This is a genomic window from Burkholderia sp. AU4i (assembly GCF_000466765.1).
GTDB classification, from domain to species: Bacteria; Pseudomonadota; Gammaproteobacteria; order Burkholderiales; family Burkholderiaceae; genus Burkholderia; species Burkholderia cepacia.
On the sequence record NZ_ASSI01000041.1, the window covers coordinates 1 to 17,414 of the forward strand.

The 17,414-nt window shown below is 67.9% G+C and carries 13 protein-coding genes; 7 read left to right on the forward strand and 6 right to left on the reverse strand.

Annotation, left to right across the window (positions count from 1 at the left end):
• Together L810_RS08500 and phnA are read right to left on the reverse strand one after the other, a co-directional pair.
• On the reverse strand, positions 1–691 hold a 691-nt coding region (locus L810_RS08500; RefSeq protein ID WP_042973812.1), incomplete at its 3' end, for an aldehyde dehydrogenase family protein.
• Between the two features lie 29 nt (positions 692–720).
• Positions 721–1,959: a phosphonoacetate hydrolase gene (gene phnA, locus L810_RS08505; protein WP_042973813.1), complete on the reverse strand. Its 1,239-nt coding sequence runs from the start codon at positions 1,957–1,959 to the stop codon at positions 721–723.
• A gap of 208 nt (positions 1,960–2,167) precedes the next feature.
• Between phnA and L810_RS08510 the strand changes: the two genes are divergently transcribed.
• The 5 genes from L810_RS08510 to L810_RS08530 all read left to right on the forward strand — a co-directional run bounded on the left by L810_RS08510 (position 2,168) and on the right by L810_RS08530 (position 8,819).
• Positions 2,168–3,223: a putative 2-aminoethylphosphonate ABC transporter substrate-binding protein gene (locus L810_RS08510; RefSeq protein WP_021157963.1), complete on the forward strand. Its 1,056-nt coding sequence runs from the start codon at positions 2,168–2,170 to the stop codon at positions 3,221–3,223.
• Positions 3,224–3,320: 97 nt separating this feature from the next.
• Positions 3,321–4,412, forward strand: a complete 1,092-nt coding sequence (locus L810_RS08515; protein WP_021157964.1) for a putative 2-aminoethylphosphonate ABC transporter ATP-binding protein — start codon at positions 3,321–3,323, stop codon at positions 4,410–4,412.
• Positions 4,409–6,136, forward strand: a complete 1,728-nt coding sequence (locus tag L810_RS08520) for a putative 2-aminoethylphosphonate ABC transporter permease subunit (RefSeq protein ID WP_021157965.1) — start codon at positions 4,409–4,411, stop codon at positions 6,134–6,136. Before L810_RS08515 ends, L810_RS08520 begins: the two co-directional genes overlap by 4 nt.
• 48 nt (positions 6,137–6,184) lie before the next feature.
• A complete protein-coding gene (locus L810_RS08525; RefSeq protein ID WP_021157966.1) occupies positions 6,185–7,315 on the forward strand; it encodes a 2-aminoethylphosphonate--pyruvate transaminase in 1,131 nt (376 codons plus the stop codon).
• 115 nt (positions 7,316–7,430) lie between these two features.
• Positions 7,431–8,819, forward strand: a complete 1,389-nt coding sequence (locus L810_RS08530) for an FAD-dependent oxidoreductase (protein WP_021157967.1) — start codon at positions 7,431–7,433, stop codon at positions 8,817–8,819.
• An 82-nt stretch (positions 8,820–8,901) separates the two neighbouring features.
• Here the strand turns inward: L810_RS08530 and L810_RS08535 are convergent, their stop codons facing one another.
• Both L810_RS08535 and L810_RS08540 read right to left on the reverse strand, forming a co-directional pair.
• On the reverse strand, positions 8,902–9,630 hold the full coding sequence (locus L810_RS08535; RefSeq protein ID WP_021157968.1) for a phosphonate utilization associated transcriptional regulator: 729 nt from the start codon (positions 9,628–9,630) through the stop codon (positions 8,902–8,904).
• Positions 9,631–9,836: 206 nt separating this feature from the next.
• A complete protein-coding gene (locus L810_RS08540) occupies positions 9,837–12,011 on the reverse strand; it encodes a phosphocholine-specific phospholipase C (protein ID WP_021157969.1) in 2,175 nt (724 codons plus the stop codon).
• 229 nt (positions 12,012–12,240) lie between these two features.
• Here L810_RS08540 and L810_RS08545 point away from each other — a divergent pair, with 229 nt between their 5' ends.
• The gene (locus tag L810_RS08545) at positions 12,241–13,185 is read left to right on the forward strand and encodes a LysR family transcriptional regulator (protein ID WP_021157970.1); all 945 of its coding nucleotides are present in this window, start codon (positions 12,241–12,243) and stop codon (positions 13,183–13,185) included.
• A 95-nt stretch (positions 13,186–13,280) separates the two neighbouring features.
• Here the strand turns inward: L810_RS08545 and L810_RS08550 are convergent, their stop codons facing one another.
• Entirely contained in the window at positions 13,281–14,921 is a 1,641-nt protein-coding gene (locus L810_RS08550; RefSeq protein WP_021157971.1) for an L-lactate permease, read from the reverse strand.
• 419 nt (positions 14,922–15,340) lie between these two features.
• On the opposite strand from L810_RS08550, the gene L810_RS08555 reads away from it, so the two are divergent.
• Positions 15,341–15,652 carry a DUF4148 domain-containing protein gene (locus L810_RS08555; protein ID WP_042973814.1) on the forward strand — a complete coding sequence of 104 codons (312 nt, stop codon included), beginning with the start codon at positions 15,341–15,343 and terminating at the stop codon, positions 15,650–15,652.
• Positions 15,653–15,754: 102 nt separating this feature from the next.
• Here L810_RS08555 and gshA read toward each other — a convergent pair whose 3' ends face one another.
• Complete coding sequence (gene gshA / locus L810_RS08560; protein WP_021157973.1) at positions 15,755–17,368, reverse strand: glutamate--cysteine ligase; 1,614 nt, start codon at positions 17,366–17,368, stop codon at positions 15,755–15,757.
• Positions 17,369–17,414: the final 46 nt, after the last annotated feature.

Here is a 17,414-nt window from a genome sequence, read left to right on the forward strand (position 1 = left end):
TCGCCGGGTTCGTGATCAGCTCGTCGGCGATCTCCTTCGGGTCGCCGGTGAGCACCTGCAGCATCTGCGGCGGCAGGCCCGCTTCGTACAGGATGTCCGCGAACAGGTAGCACGACAGCGGCACCTTCTCGGAAGGCTTCACGACGATCCGGTTGTTGGTCGCGATCGACGGCACGATCTTGTGCGCGACCTGGTTCATCGGGTGGTTGAACGGCGTGATCGCCGAAATCACGCCGAGCAGCGGATCGCGCTGCGTGTACACGCGGCGCTTCTTGCCGTGCGGGGTCAGGTCGCACGAGAAGATCTGCCCGTCGTCCTTCAGCACTTCACCGGCGCCGAACGTCAGCACGTCGGCCACGCGGCCCGCCTCGTATGTCGAATCCTTGATGCACAACCCGGCCTCGGCCGTGATCAGCGCCGCGATCTCTGCCGTGCGCGCACGCACGATGTCGGCCGCGCGCCGCAGGATCGCCGCGCGATCGTGGCGCGTGAGCGCCGGCCGGTATGCTCGCGCGGCCGCGAACGCGCGCCGCACGTCGTCGAGTGTCGCCTTCGGCACCGTGCCGACCAGCGCGCCGTCGTACGGGTTGCGCACTTCGATTACCGCGTCGCGATGAATCCGTTCGCCGTCGATTCGCAGTGCTTCGCGACGAATCTCGCGGACGTCCGTCGATGCTGCAATGGCGTTCATGAGTGTGTCCCCTTGCGGATGCGTACGCATCACTGCAGATGGTTGAGCGCGATGTCGATGATGTCGAAGTTGCGCAGCCGCGCGCGGCCCGTGACGTCGCTGGCGACCGGTTTGCTGAAGATCAACGGCACGATCTGCTCGGAGATCCCGCCGTGCGAACGCAGCGGCACGTCGAGGCCCGACAGGTCGTGCTTGATGCGGCGCGTGCCGAGCACGACGTCCTGCTTCGAGATCACGATCAGGTCGCCCATGCGCGCGGGCGGCAGCTCGAAGCGCGCGCAGCCCTCGGCGCCCGTCAGCACGACCTCGATGCCGTCGACCGCGGCGAGCCGCGCGCGCAGCGCCTCGGCATCGGCCGACGCCGGCACGTAGACGGTCGCGAACGAGCCGAGCGCGCCGTGGTGCACGACGTACGGATCGGTGATCGGCAGGATCACGCGCGCCGCGTCGTGACCGAGCCACGCGTCGAACAGCTCCTGCAGGTAGATCACGTTCGGCTCGCCGGTTTCATCGTCATGCTTCGCGTTCATCCCGTGGTCGGCCGTGATCGCGACGATCGCGCCGAGTTCGTCGAGGCGCTGCAGGTACGTGTCCATCATCGCGTAGAACGCGTTTGCGCCTTCCGTGCCGGGCGCGCACTTGTGCTGCACGTAGTCGGTGGTCGACAGGTACATCAGGTCGATCGGGCGCGTCTCGAGCAGGCGCACGCCGGCCGCGAACACGAATTCCGACAGGTCCGCGCTGTACACGCTCGGCACGGGCTTGCCGACCAGCTCGAGCACGTTGTCGATGCCGTTTTCCTCGACGGTCGCCTCGTCGGCCTTTTCCGACGAGAAGCAGATGCCCTTCAGCCCCTTGCCGAGGAGGCGGCGCAGCTTGTCCTTCGCGGTGACGACCGCGACGCGCGCCCCCTGCTCGGCGAAGGTCGCGAGCACGGTGGGGGCGACCAGGTACTTCGGATCGTTCATCAGCACCTCGGCGCCGGTGTCGCGATCGTAGAAATAGTTGCCGCTTATCCCATGCACCGCCGGCGGCACGCCCGTCACGATCGACAGGTTGTTCGGGTTCGTGAAGCTCGGCACCACGCACTCGCCCTTGAGCGCCGTGCCCGGTTTCAGCAGCGTGCGCAGGAACGGCGCGACGCCAGCCTCGGCGGCTTCCTCCAGGTATTCGTATGCGCAGCCGTCGACGCACACGACCACCACCGGCCGGCGCATCCAGTTGTAGCGGCGGCCGTTCACTTCCACGGATACAGGCGTTTCAGTCATGACGTTCATTCCTTTCAGTTCGAAGGGTAGAGCCGTCGGCGCCCGCGCCGCGCCGAAGGGAGGTGTTTTCCATGCTTGACATTAAAATTGATGATTTGTAGATTGTCAACAACATGCAGAGAACAGAAAGCAAAACAACGCAGCAGCAAGAGGGCTGGTCTCCACTCATCCGCCGTGTGCCGCGGCGCCACAGTCAAGGGGTCTGAAGATGAACGAAGTGCCGGTAAACAAGCGTTTGAATGCATGGGCGGCGGGCGCGGCCCGTCTCGCGCTGGCCGCGGCGGTCGCGCTCGGCGCCGCGCAGGCGGCGCACGCAAAGACGTCGCTGCTCGTCTACACCGCGCTGGAAGACGAGGCGATGAAGCCGTACAAGGACGCGTTCGAGAAAGCGAACCCCGACATCGAGATCCGCTGGGTGCGCGACTCGACCGGCTCGGTCACCGCGAAGCTGCTCGCGGAGAAGAACAATCCGCGCGCGGACGTCGTGCTCGGCCTCGCCGCGTCGAGCCTCACGCTGCTCGACCTGCAGGGCATGCTGATGCCGTACACGCCGAAGGGCTTCGACCAGCTCACGCGCAAGTACAGCGACGCGAACACGCCGCCGCACTGGGTCGGCATGGACGTGTGGGGCGCGACGATCTGCTACAACCGCGTCGCCGCGCAGGCGAAGAACATCCCGAAGCCGACGTCGTGGGAAGACCTGACGAAGCCCGTCTACAAAGGCGCGATCGTGATGCCGAGCCCGGTTTCCTCCGGCACCGGCTACCTCGACGTGACCGCGTGGCTGCAGACCTTCGGCGACGACAAAGGCTGGAAATTCATGGACGCGCTCGACAGGAACGTCGCGCAATACGTGCACTCGGGCTCGAAGCCGTGCACGCTCGCCGGCACCGGCGAATTCCCGATCGGCATCTCGTTCGAGTTCCGCGGCCACGAACTGCAGTCGCAGGGCGCACCGATCGATCTCGTGTTCCCGAAGGAAGGGCTCGGTTGGGACATGGAAGGCACGGCGATCATGAAGACGACGAAGCAGCCCGACGCCGCGAAGAAGCTGGCCGACTTCATGGCGAGCAAGGACGCGAACCAGATCACCGCGCGCTGGTGGGCGATCGTCGCGTACCCGGGTGTCGCGCGCAAGCTCGCCGGCATCCCCGACAACTACTCGGACCTGCTCGTGAAGAACGACTTCGTGTGGTCGGCGAAGAACCGCCAGTCGATCCTCGATACGTGGCAGAAGCGCTACGGGGCGAAAACGCAGCAGTAACGCCGCGACCGGCAGCGGGGCCGCGCCGCGCGCCGCCCCGCGTCACCCTTTCCATCGTCGAATCCGGCCCCCGGGCCGCCCCAGCATGGAGGCGCGCATGGCACCTTATCTGAGCGTAGAACGCATCGAGAAGCGGTACAACGACACGCAGGTCCTCACCGACATCAACCTGAGCGTGATGAAGGGCGAGATGATCTGCTTCCTCGGGCCGTCCGGCTGCGGGAAGACCACGCTGCTGCGGATCATCGCGGGGCTCGAAACGCAGAACGCCGGCCACATCATGCAGGACGGCCGCGACATCTCGCGGCTGCCGCCGCAACTGCGCGACTACGGCATCGTGTTCCAGTCGTATGCGCTGTTCCCGAACCTCACCGTGTACGACAACGTCGCGTACGGGCTCGTGAACCGGAAGATGAAGCGCGACGCGATCCACGAGCGCGTGCACACGCTGCTCGCGCTGGTCGGCCTGCCCGACAGCCATCGCAAGCATCCGGGCCAGTTGTCGGGCGGCCAGCAGCAGCGCATCGCGCTGGCGCGCGCGCTCGCGACTTCCCCCGGCCTGCTGCTGCTCGACGAGCCGCTGTCGGCGCTCGACGCGCGCGTGCGCGTGCGGCTGCGCCAGGAAATCCGTGCGCTGCAGCAGCGGCTCGGCGTGACGACGATCATGGTCACGCACGACCAGGAAGAAGCGTTGTCGATGGCCGACCGCATCGTCGTGATGAACCACGGCGTGATCGAGCAGATCGGCACGCCGCTCGAAATCTACCGGCAGCCGGCGTCGCCGTTCGTCGCGGATTTCATCGGCCGCGTCAACACGATTCCAGCCGAAGTCGCGCAGGACGGCACGCTGCGGGCGGGCGCGGTCGGCCTCGACTGCCGCCACGGCACGGCACGCCCAGCGCAAGGCGCGGCGGTGTCGGTCTACGTGCGGCCGGAAGACCTGCGCATCCGCGTGCCCGGCGAAACGGCCGACAACGTGCTGGCCGGCCGCGTCGAGAAGCTCGAATTCCTCGGCGCGTTCTGCCGCGTGAGCTTCCGGATCGACGGGCTCGACGGCCAGGAGATCGTCGCCGACCTGTCGTATCACGACGTGGACCGCACCGGCGTGACGGCCGGCGCACGCATCGACCTCGCGCTCGATCGCGAGCATGTCCGCGTGTTCCCGTGCGCGAAGGAGCGACTGCAATGAGCACCGTCCTGACCGAGCGCCGCCGTGGCGCCTCCGCCCCCGCCGACGTGCGGCAGCTCACGCACTGGCACGACCGCATCGCGCAGTTCGCGCTCGTCGCGATGGCCGCGCTGATGTCGCTGTTCCTGCTGCTGCCGCTCGCGCTCGTCGTGCAGAAATGCTTCGTCGATGCCGACGGGCGATTCGTCGGCGCGCACAACTTCGTCGATTACCTCGAGGACAGCGGCGTGCTGCGCTCGATGCTGCATTCGCTGACGGTCGGCGCGCTCGTCACGATGATCGTCGTGCCGATGGCGTTCACGTTCGCGTATGCGCTGACGCGCTCGTGCATGCCGCTGAAGAACGCGGCGCGCACGATCGCGCTGTTGCCGCTGCTCGCGCCGACGCTGTTGTCCGCGGTGTCGTTCATCTACTGGTTCGGCAACGCGGGGCTGCTGAAGCCGCTGCTGCACGGCCATTCGATCTACGGACTGCCAGGCATCGTGCTGAGCATGGTGTACGCGTCGTTCCCGCACGTGCTGATGATCCTCGTCACCGCGCTGTCGCTGGCCGACGGCCGGCTCTACGAGGCCGCCGACGCGATGGGCACGCGCCGCCTGCGCAAGTTCTTCACGATCACGCTGCCGGGCGCGAAGTACGGGCTGATCAGCGCGACGATGGTGGCGTTCACGATGTGCATCAACGACTTCGGCGTGCCGGTCGTGATCGGCGGCTCGTACAACGTGCTGTCGACCGACATCTACAAGCTGATCATCGGCCTGCAGGATTTCAACCGCAGCGCGGTCGTGAGCCTGATGCTGCTGTGCCCCGCCCTCGTCGCGTTCGGCGTCGACTTCTTCATCCGCCGCCGCCAGCAGTCGCAGCTCGGCGCGCGCTCGACGCCGTACCAGCCGAAACCGTCGCGCGGCTTCGACGCGGCGATGCTCGCGTACTGCACGCTCGTGTGCGCGTTCTTCATCGCGGTGGTCGGCATCTCGGTGTTCGCGTCGTTCGTGAAGTTCTGGCCGTACCAGATGACCCTCGGGCTGCAGCACTACGAGATGGGGCTGATCGGCGCCGGCATCTTCGACGCGTACAGGAACAGCCTGCGGATGGCCGCGACGGTGGCGATCGGCGGCACGATCGTCGTGTTCGGCGGGGCCTACCTGATCGAGAAGACGCGCGGCGCGCGCTGGCTGCGCGGCTTCATCGCGCTGTGCGCGATCCTGCCGATGGGCGTGCCGGGGCTCGTGCTCGGCATCAGCTACATCTTCCTGTTCAACGCGCCCGGCAATCCGCTGAACGGGCTGTACGGCTCGCTGTGGCTGCTCGCGATCGTCACGGTGGTGCACTACTACGCGTCGAGCCACCTGACGGCCGTCACCGCGCTCAGGCAGATCGACAGCGAGTTCGAGGCCGTGTCCGCGTCGCTGAAGGTGCCGTTCTACAAGACCTTCCTGCGCGTGACGGTGCCCGTGTGCCTGCCCGCGATCCTGCTGATCGCGCGCTACCTGTTCGTCAACGGATTGACGACCGTGTCGGCCGTCGCGTTCCTCTACTCGCCCGACACACAGCCCGCGTCGGTCGCGATCCTGAACCTCGACGACGCGGGCCAGATGGGCCCGGCCGCCGCGATGGCCACGCTCGTGCTCGCGACGTCGTCGTTCGCCTGCGTGCTGTTCGCGTGCATCTCGCATCGACTGCTGCGCCGTACGCAGGCCTGGCGCAACCCGCATCGCCACTGATTCTTTCGCCGCATTCACGTGACGTCCCGACTTCATCGAGGAGACACCATGACGCTCGCCGCCCAGCCCATCCTGCTCACCCCCGGCCCCCTGACCACCTCCGACCGCACGCGCGACGCGATGCTGCGCGACTGGGGATCGTGGGACAGCGACTTCAACACGATCACCGCGCGGCTGCGCGAACGCCTGCTGCAGATCGTGCACGGCGAAGGCACGCACGAATGCGTGCCGCTGCAAGGCAGCGGCACGTTCTCGGTCGAGGCGGCCATCGGCACGCTCGTGCCGCGCGACGGCCACGTGCTCGTGCCGAACAACGGCGCGTACTGTCAGCGCATCGCGAAGATCTGCCGCGTGCTCGGCCGCAAGCTCACGACGATCGACTACAGCGAGGATCGCCGCGTCGATCCGGCCGACGTCGAGCGCACGCTCGCCGCCGATCCGTCCATCACGCACGTCGCACTCGTGCACTGCGAGACGGGTGCCGGCGTGCTGAACCCGCTGCACGACATCGCGCAGGTCGTCGCGAAGCACGGCCGCGCGTTGATCGTCGATGCGATGAGCTCGTTCGGCGCGATCGACATCGACGCGCGCACGACGCCGTTCGATGCGGTGATCGCCGCGTCCGGCAAATGCCTCGAAGGCGTGCCGGGGCTCGGCTTCGTGATCGCGAAGCGCAGCACGCTCGAACGCTGCGAAGGCAACAGCCATTCGCTCGCGATGGACCTGTACGACCAGTGGGTCTACATGCAGCGCACGACGCAGTGGCGCTTCACGCCGCCAACCCACGTGGTCGCGGCGCTCGACGCGGCCGTCGCGCAATACGTCGACGAAGGCGGGCTCGCCGCGCGCGGCGGCCGCTACCAGCGCAACACGCGCGCGCTGATCGACGGGATGCTCGCGCTCGGCTTCCGGCCGTTCCTCGATCCCGCGATCCAGGCGCCGATCATCGTCACGTTCCACGCGCCGGACGATCCGAACTACGACTTCAAGCGGTTCTACCAGGAGGTCAAGAAACGCGGCTACATCCTGTATCCGGGCAAGCTCACCGAGGTGGAGACGTTCCGGGTCGGCTGCATCGGCCACTTCGGCGAAGCCGGCATCCCGGGCGCCGTCGCCGCGATCGCCGACACGCTGAAAGCGATGGGCGTGCGCCGCGTATCGGCCGAAGCGGCGGCCTGACGTGACGCAATACGACGTGACGTGATGTGACGTACCCCGCCGCGTGCACGTTCGCATGCGGCGGCCGCTTTTCCCGTGCCGTGCATGGCACGGCCCCTTTTCGGCGAACCCTCCCATGCGACCCTTCTGGATCGAACAAGCGCTGTTCAACGACGGCGATCTCGCCCCCGCGCTGCAAGGTGCGACGCAGGCCGACGTCTGCATCGTCGGCGGCGGCTTCACCGGGCTCTGGACCGCGATCCAGGCGAAGCAGCAGAACCCGGCGCTCGACATCGCGATCGTCGAAGCCGACCTGTGCGGCGCCGGCGCGAGCGGCCGCAACGGCGGCTGCCTGCTCACGTGGTCCGCGAAATTCCTGACGCTGCGGCGCCTGTTCGGCGAAGCCGAGGCGATCCGGCTCGTGAAGGCCTCCGAAGCAGCCGTGCAGCACATCGCCGATTTCTGCCGCGCGCACGACATCGATGCCGAGCTGCGGCTCGACGGCACGCTGTACACCGCGACGTCGCGCGCGCAGGTCGGCACGCTCGCGCCGGTACTCGATGCGCTCGCCGCGTGCGGCATCCACAGCTACGAGCCGCTGCCGCCCGCCGAAGTCGCGCGCCGCTCGGGTTCCGCACGCAACCTCGACGGCGTCTACTCGCCGATCGCCGCGACCGTGCATCCCGGCAAGCTCGTGCGCGGGCTGCGCCGCGTCGCGCTCGCGATGGGCATCCGGATCTACGAGCGCACGCCGATGCTCGACTTCACGCCCGGCCAGCCGGCCGTCGTGCGCACGCCGTCGGGCAGCGTGAGCGCGGGCAAGCTCGTGTTCGCGATCAACGCGTGGATGGCGAGCCGCTTCCCGCAGTTCGAGCGCACGATCGCGGTCGTGTCGAGCGACATGGTCATCACCGAGAAATGCCCGGAACTGCTCGAGAAGACCGGGCTCGTGGACGGCGTGTCGGTGCTCGATTCGCGGATCTTCGTCTACTACTACCGCACCACCGCCGACGGGCGGCTGATGCTCGGCAAGGGTGGCAACACGTTCTCGTGGCGCAGCCGCATCGCGCCCGTGTTCGACCGGCGCTCGCCGTACGAGGCGCAGCTCACGCACAGCCTGCGCGAGTTCTTTCCGTCGCTCGCGGGCGTGCCGGTCACGGCGAGCTGGAACGGGCCGTCGGATCGATCGGTCACCGGCTTCCCGTTCTTCGGCCGCCTGGACGATGCGCCGAACGTGTTCTACGGCTTCGGCTATTCGGGCAACGGCGTGGGGCCGACCTACATGGGCGGGCAGATTTTGTCGTCGCTGGTGCTCGGCCTCGACAACGCATGGACGCGCAGCCCGATCGTGCGCGGCCCGCTCGGCCATTTCCCGCCGGAGCCGATCCGCTATGTCGGCGCGCATGTCGTGCGCAATGCGATCCGCCGCAAGGAGCGCGCGGAGGACGAGAGCCGGCAGCCGGCGGCCGTCGATACGTGGCTCGCGAAGTTTGCGAGCGCGGCGGGGAAGGCGGACAAGGCGTGACGATGCGCTGATCCGGCGACGCAACGAAAAAGGGACGCGGCGAAGCGTCCCTTTGCTGTTGCGCGGCTGCCGCGCCGCCGTATTACGCGCGCGCGGTTTTCTCCCGCGCCGCCTTGCCCGTCGCGGGCAGCCCCTGCTCGTGCGTACGGCGCATCCGCGCAAGGCCATGCGAAACGTGCTCGCGCACCAGCGCGACCGCCTGCTCCTCGTCGCCCCGTGCGAGCGCCTGCACGATCTTGTCGTGCTCGGCGGCGGACACCGCGATCGCGTCTTCCTCGGCCTCGATCGCGGCCTGGCGCAGCAGCCCGAGCTGGCGCACCAGCCGGCGGTAGGTATCGGTGAGGTGCGTATTGCCGACGCCGACGACCATCGCGTCGTGGAACTGCACGTTCAGCTCCGTATAGCGCGTGACGTCGTGGGTCTTCGCGGCGTCCTTCATCGACTGGATGATGCCCTTCAGCACCTTCAGCGTGTCGGGCGAGATGCGCTTCGCGAGCGCGCGCGCGACCGACTCGTCGAGCATCGCGCGCACTTCGTAGATCTCCTCGGCCTCGCGCAGCGGCACGACGCGCACCGTCACGCCGCGGTTCTTCTCGTTACGCAGCAGGCCGGCCTGCTCGAGCGCCCGGAACGCTTCGCGCACGGGGCCGCGCGACACGTTCAGCCTGGTCGCGATCTCGACTTCGTTGAGCTTCTCGCCGGGTGCGTATTCGCCGGAGACGATCGCGCGCTCGAGCATGTCCTGGACGATCATCGCGAGCGACTGGCTTTGCAGGAGTTCGATGGCGCTGAGCGCGTTCGGGGCTGTCATGGTCGGGCAGGCAGCAAGGCTGCGGTAGGGAACGAGGGCGCCATATCGGCGAATGATCCTTGTATACCCTCGGCCCGCCACATTGTCAACAGTTTTCAGTTTCCAAAAGCCAATTCCACGTACCGGGATGCAATCGGGATGCAGCCGGCAGGCGGTGCTCGCGCAGCGGGCCGACCTCGCCCGCATCGCGCGACGCGTGACGGCCGTCAGGCCGTCGTGTGCTTCACCGGCCCCGGATCGCTGTGGCTCGGCCGGCCCGTCTCGACGTGACCCGCGAAGCGGCGCACGACCTTGTCGTCGCCGCCGCGCAGCGTCGTCGCGGTAATCGTCAGATCGTACCAGCCGTGGCTCGACGACAGCGCGAAGTGATCCTCGACGCGCTCGCCCGGCTCCAGCGTGTAGGTGCGCGCATGCGCATGGCTGTACGCGTTGTCGACCGTCACGCGGCAGGTCGCGCGCCCGCTGTTGCGCAGTTGCAGGTACACGTGACGGTTGCGCACGTCGTAGCCGATCCGCGCTTCGGGGTTCGCGTGCCGCCCGTCGGCCGCGAGCCGCGTGTTGCCCTGGAACTCGCACAGATAGCCGTTCGGGCCGTATGCCGCGAGATGGTAATCGCCGCGCGCGGCCGACGTGTTCCACGTGTCGACGAAGCGATCGTGCGCGGACACCGCATAACGACGCGGCGGCGTCGCCGGATTGCGGCGGTCGTACACGTAGAACGCCGCACCCGCGTCGCCGGTGTTCGCGAAGTCGAGCGACACGCTGTCGTCATGGCCGCTCACGCGACTGTGCACGAACAGCTCGTACGGCAGCGCCCGCGCCGGCCGCGTGCCGGGCTCCTGCGCCGGCATCGACTGCTGCGCGGGCACCTGGTACGCCTGGCCGGCCGTCGCGATGTGCTGCGGCACCGTGAAGCTCACCGTGCGCGTATCGGGGCGCGCGGAGAAGTCGAACGCCGACGTGAGGTCGCCGCAGATCGAGCGGCGCCATGCGCTGATGTTCGGTTCCTTCACGCCGAAGCGCGCTTCGAGGAAACGCAGCACCGACGTATGGTCGAACGTCTCCGAGCAGACCCAGCCGCCCTTCGTCCACGGCGAGATGATGATCAGCGGCACGCGCGGCCCGAGGCCGATCGGCTGGATGCCGCCCGGGTCCGCGCCCGGCACGAGCGGGCTCATTTCGCCCGGGTACTTGTTCAGGTCGAGCAGCTCGTCGCCGAGGTTCGACAGCAGGTTCGACGACACGATGCCCTGGCCGCCCACGCCGCTCGTGACCGGCGGCACCGGCGGCACGACGTGATCGAACAGCCCGTCGTTCTCGTCGTAGTTGAGGATGAACACCGTCTTCGCCCACACCTCCGGGTTCGACGTCAGCGCCTCGAGCACCATGTTGATGTAGAACGCGCCGTCGGTCGGCGACGCCTGCGGGTGCTCGCTGTACTTGTACGGCGCGACGATCCACGACACCTGCGGCAGCCGGTTGGCCTGCACGTCGGCCTTCAGCTCGGCGAGCGTGTGATCCGACGCGCCCTTGTCGACCAGCGGGCCGCTCGCGCCTTCCTTCACCTGGAACTTCTTGAAGAACATCAGCGAGTTGTCGGTGTAGTTGTCGGTCGGGTCGCCCGGGATGCCCGTGCCGCCCTGGTACACCTTCCAGCTGATCTTCGCGTTCTCGAGGCGCTCGGCGTAGGTCGTCCACGTGTAGCCGTTCACGTCGTCGCGCTCGCCGATGCCCGGGCCGTTCGGCGGGGTGCCGTAGATGTTGCGCGGGTCGACCGTGCCGGTCCACAGGTAGATGCGGTTCGGCGCGGTGTCGGCGTGCGCGGAGCAGAAGTACGAATCGCAGATCGTGAACGCGTCGGCCAGTGCGTAGTGGTACGTGAGGTCCTGGCGCTTCAGGTAGCCCATCGTCAGCACGTCCTGCTTCTGGTTCACCCACTGGTCCCACTGGCCGTTGTTCCAGGACAGGTGGCCGCTGCTCCAGCCGTGGTTGGTGCCCGGCTGGAATTCGGTCGTCTGCTTCGGATCGAGGTAGAACGGCAGCACGTACGGCGCCGACGGATCGAGGCCGCGCGAATGATAGTTCTTCGTGAACACCGATGCCGGCGGCTGCTGCCACACCGGTGCGCCGCTCGGCAGCAGGTGCGGGCGCGGGTCGTTGAAGCCGCGCACGCCGCGCAGCCCGCCGAAGTAATGGTCGAACGAACGGTTTTCCTGCATGAAGATCACGACGTGCTCGACGTCGCGGATCGTGCCCGTGCGGTAGGCGGCCGGCATCGCCAGCGCATTGCGGATCGCGGGCGGGAAGCCCGCGTAGGCGGCCATCGCACCGGCCGACTGCGCGGCGAGGCGCAGGAAATCGCGTCGATTGTTCGAAGACATGAAGGGAACCCTGTTGTCGGTAGGAGTGGGGCGCCGGTCGAGCGGGGCCGGCGGTCGGTGTGTTACGCGCTATTACCCCGCACCGGCATGTCCCGGCCGTGACCGGTTCCAGCAGGTTTCTTGCGCTCACCCCCAGCTTTTTTTCGAAGTGGCGCACGACGCGCCTTTCATGCGGCCGACACACGCATGCGCTACGCTGACGCGCGATGAAGAGGGGAGAAGCCGAGTCGTGTTCGATCAGCTGAAGGCGTTCCATGCGACCGTCCGGCAGGGCAGCATCACGCGCGCCGCGCGCCACCTGGGCGTGAGCCAGCCGACGATTGCCGCGCAGATCCGGCAGGTCGAGCAGATGTACGGCGTCGAGCTGTTCTACCGCAGCGGCCGCAAGCTCGAGGTCACCGAGACGGGTATCGAGCTGCTGCCGCTCGTCGAGAAGATGATCGCGCTCGAGGCGCAGGCCGACATCATGCTGCGCAACGTCGGCGGCCTGTTCGAAGGGCACCTGCGGATCGGCGCGACGGGGCCGTACTACATCATGGACGCGGTCGGCCGCTTCTCGAACGCGCATCCGTCGATCGCGCTCACGTGCCGGATCGGCAACTCCGAGGAAATCCTGCAGGCGCTGCAGGAATTCCGCATCGATCTCGCGGTATCGTCGCAGCGCAACGACGCCGAAGGCCTCGAACGCAAGGTGATCTCGACCGACCCGCTCGTGCTCGTCGTGCATCGCACGCATCCGCTCGCGCGTTTCGACGCGATCGATCCGGCGCAGCTCGCCGACGTGCGGCTGCTGATTCGCGAGGAAGGGTCGGTGACGCGCCGCTGCACGGAGACGATCCTCGCGGCGGCCGGTGTCGCGGCCGTATCGATGGCCGAGATCGGCAGCCGCGAAGCGATCCGCGAGGCGATCCTGCACGGCGTGGGCGGCAGCCTGTTTCCGCTCGGCGAGGCGGAGCGCCATCCCGACCTGCGCGTGATCGCGCTGCGCGGCGTCGACACGACGATCGACGAATACGTGTACTACCTGAAGGCGCGCCGCCAGAGCCCCGCGATCGACGCGTTTCTCGCGTGCATCCTGCCGGCCGACGGCAACACGGCTGCGGCGGCTGCGGCGGCCTCGGCAGCCGGGGCGGATGAAGCAGGACGAACGGCGCGGCGGGCGAACGCGCGCTGAAGTGCCGCGCGTTCGACGGTTCCGCACTTTGCCGGCGCTTTTCCCGCGCCTTCCCTCGTTTTTCCTCGTGCCTTCCTTCTGTCGTTGCGCTCACCTCATTTCGGCAGTGCCGGAATCATCCACGTCAGCACGTGCTGCTGCAGGAACACCAGCACGCCGAGCAGCAGCGTGAGAATCACGCTGTGCCAGAAGGTGCGCGCAAACACGACACCTTCCTGCCCTTTCAGGTCCGTCGTCGACACGCCCGTCGCGATGTTCTGCGGCGAGATCATCTTGCCCATCACGCCGCCCGACGAGTTGGTCGCGGCCATCAGCACCGGATCGAGGCCGAGCTGCCGCGCGGCCACGACCTGCAGGTTGCCGAACAGCGCGTTGCCCGACGTGTCGCTGCCGGACAGGAACACGGCGATCCAGCCGAGCGACGCGGACACCAGCGGGAACAGCGCCCCCGTCGACGCGACGCCGGTGCCGAGCGTATAGCTGATTCCCGAGTAGTTCAGCAGGTACGCGAGCCCGACGATCATCATCACCGTGACGATCGCGATCCACGTCTGCCGCCAGGTCTTGACCACGCATTCGAGGAACGCGCCGATACCGGTGCGCGTCAGCGCGGCCGTGATGATCGCCGAGAGCAGGATCGCGGTGCCCGTGCCGAGCGGCTGGAAGTCCCAGATCGCCGCATACGGCTTGTGGTACAGCGACACGAACACCGCGTTGTGCAGGCCCGGCCACTTGATCTTCACGTCGCCGATCGCCGCGACGTTCGCGTGTACCCACACGATCACGACCACCGACACGACGAGCCACGGCAGCCAGCCGCCGAAACCCGCGCGGGCGGCACCGGCCGTTGCAGGCACGCTGCGCGCGAGCGCGTATTGCGGATCGGGTTGCGGCTTCCACACCTGGAGGAAACCGATCGTGACGATCAGCGACGTGAGCGACGACAGCACGTCGGTGAGCTGGTAGCCGAGGAAGTTCGACGTGACGAACTGCGCGATCGCGAAACTGCCGCCCGACACGAGCAGCGCGGGCCACAGCTTCGAGATCGAGCGCAGCCCGCCGTACGCGCCGACCACGTAGAACGGCAACAGCAGCGCGAAGAACGGCAACTGGCGGCCGACCATCTGCGCGAGTGTCGCGGGCGGCAGCGACGTCACCGCGCCGAGCACCGTGATCGGCACACCGAGCGCGCCGAACGCGACCGGCGCCGTGTTGAACAGCAGCGTATAGGTGAGCGCTTCGAGCGCGGGGAAGCCGAGCGCGATCAGGAGTGCGCTCGTGATCGCGACCGGCGTGCCGAATCCCGAGATCCCTTCGAGCAGGCAGCCGAACGAGAACGCGACGACGAGCAGCACGAGGCGCCGATCGTCGGGCAGGTTGTCGAGCATCCACTGCCGGAACTGGTCGAAACGGCCCGACTTCACCGCGATGTTGTACAGCAGCAGCGCGTTGAAGACGATCCACATCACCGGCACGACCGCGAGCGCCATGCCCGCGCCGACCGCGTTGAACGCGAGCCCGGCCGGCATCCCCCACGCGCCGATCGCGACCGCGAGGCCGGCGACCAGGCCGGCGAGCGACGCCTGCCACGCGGGGCGGCGCAGCACGCCCAGCGCGATCAGCGCGACGGCGATCGGGATCGCGGCGACGAGGAAGGACAGCAGCAGCGAGTTGGCGACCGGCGTCAACGGCTGCGCGAAGACAATGCCGGGCGGCAGGGCGTCGGTGGGATTCATCGCGTCTCCAAAGTCGACCCGGGGCTGGCGCGACGGCGCCCCCGGATTCGGTGCAAAGCGGTCCTTCCGCAATCGCGACGGCGCTCAGGCGCTTGTGCACGCAACGACGTCGCACGGCCAACCGATCGGTCGCTTAAAAGAGGTTAGGAGGCGCGGGGCGCTTCTACAAGGAGGACAAGCCCGATGCGTGCCGACCCGGTACGGGCCCGCCGCCGCAGGCTGACAGGCAGCGGGCGGGCCGCTGTCGCGTTCGACAGGATGCCCGTCATGCGTGGCTCACCCGCGCAATGTTGCACATGCGGCAAAGGTGCCTGACGGCGGCCGGGATGTTTCGTTTGGCATCCGAAGCCTAGACTGGCTGCATCGATTCCGCCCGCGCCGGTCACGGCACGGCACCGGAACCTCACGGAGTGAACACGATGAAGACGATGAAACAAGCCGTATGCGCATGCGTGCTGATCGGCGCGGCCTTCGCCGCGCACGCGCAGGCCGCATCGACGCTGACGCGCGCCGAGGTCCGCCAGGAACTCGTGGAGCTGCAGGCCGCCGGCTACCGGACGAGCCTGGCAAGCAGTCCCGACTTTCCGGAAAAGATGCAGGCGATCATGCACCGTGCCGCGCAGGCACGCGGCGGGGACGCCGGCTACGGCCGCGACGGCGGCGCAAACGTGGAATCGGGCAAGCCGGCGCTGCCGCACGCGATCGATCGCGGCACGTACGCACACCACTGACGGTGGATCGCCCCGGATCGGGGGCGCCACGGCGCACACCGACCGGCGACGGAGGACGCAGCGCGCACCGCGCCGACCGACGCGGTGCGCGTGCGCCAGGCATCACACGCTGAAGCGGTTCAGCGTATACGCGCGATAGGCCGCGACGAATGCGTCGAACGAACCGGCCTCCTTCGCTTCGAGCTCGGCCTGCTCGGCGAGCGACTTCGCGGCGAGCGCCTGCTCGGTGCGCAGCGTCTCCGCCGACGGCGGGTGCGCGCGGAAATGCGCGGCATGCGCTTCGCTCTGCGCCAGCGCGAACCCGAGGAACGACTGCCCGTGCTCGCGCATCGTGCGCAGCACGCGTGCGGACGGCGTGCGCTCCGGATCGGCGAGCTTCTCGCGCTGCGCGGCGATCGCGCGCGCATGTTCGTCGCCGCCGCGGATTTCGTCGAGACGGCGGCCGACGGTTTCGATATCGCCCATCAGCTCGTCCGCCCACGCCTGCAGCGTGATCGGCGCGCCGTCGCGCTGCAGCGTGAGCCCGGGCTTGCGCCCTTCCATCGTCACGCTGCCGAAGTTCGCGTTCGCCTCCTGGTACGCGGGGCAGTCGAGCACCGGACTCTCGTCGAGCGCGCACGCGAGCAGGAAGGCGTCGATGAAGCGCGCGGTTTCCAGTGCGATGCCGGTCGGCTCGAACGGATCGATGTCGAGACAGCGCACCTCGATGTACTGCACGCCGCGCGACGCGAGCGCATGCAGCGGCCGCTCGCCCGAATACGTGACGCGCTTCGGCCGGATCGTCGAGTAGAACTCGTTTTCGATCTGCAGCACGTTCGTGTTGATCTGGATCCACTCGCCGTCGCGATGCGTGCCGATGGCCTCGTATGCCGGATACGGCTCGCTCACGGCCTTCGACAGCGCGTCGAGATAACCGGGCAGCGTGTTGTAGTCGACGTGCAGCGCAGCCTGGGCGGTCGTGTTCGAGTAGCCGAGATCGCTCATCCGCAGGCTCGTCGCATACGGCAGGTACAGCGTATCGGCGTCGAACGTGTCGAGCTTGTGCGGCTTGCCGCGCAGGAACTTCGTGTCGAGCGCGGGCGATGCGCCGAACAGGTACATCAGCAGCCAGCTGCGGCGGCGGAAGTTGCGGATCTGCGCGAGATAGCGCTCCGACTGGTAATCGACGAGCGTGGCCGTCGACCCTTCTTCCGCATGCAGGCGCCGCCACACTTCCTCGTGCAGCGAGTAGTTGTAGTGGATGCCGGCGATGCACTGCATCGTGCGGCCGTAGCGATACGCGAGGCCGCGCCGGTACACCGTCTTCAGGCGGCCGATGTTCGACGTGCCGTAGTCGGCGATCGGGATCTGGTCGTCGGCCGGCAGCAGGCCCGGCATCGAGTCGTTCCACAGCATCTCGTCGCCGAGCGATGCATAGACGTAACGATGCAGATCGTCGAGGCGTTCGAGCGTGATCGCGGCGTCGCGTTCCGCGGGCGTGATCAGCTCGATCAGCGCTTCGGAATAGTCGGTCGTCAGCGCCGGATGCGTGAGCGCCGAACCGAGCGCGCGCGGATGCGGCGTGAACGCGATCATCCCGTCGCGCGTCACGCGCAGGCTTTCCTTTTCGATGCCGCGCAGGCCGTCGGGCAGATGCTGCCGCGTCGGGCCCGAGCTCAGTGCTTCGAGGCGATTCAGCAGCAGTTCGGACTGGCGGTGAGTCATGGTGTTCGACATGGAGACGCAAGTGCGTGACGGCCGCGCGCAGAACGCCGCGCGCGGC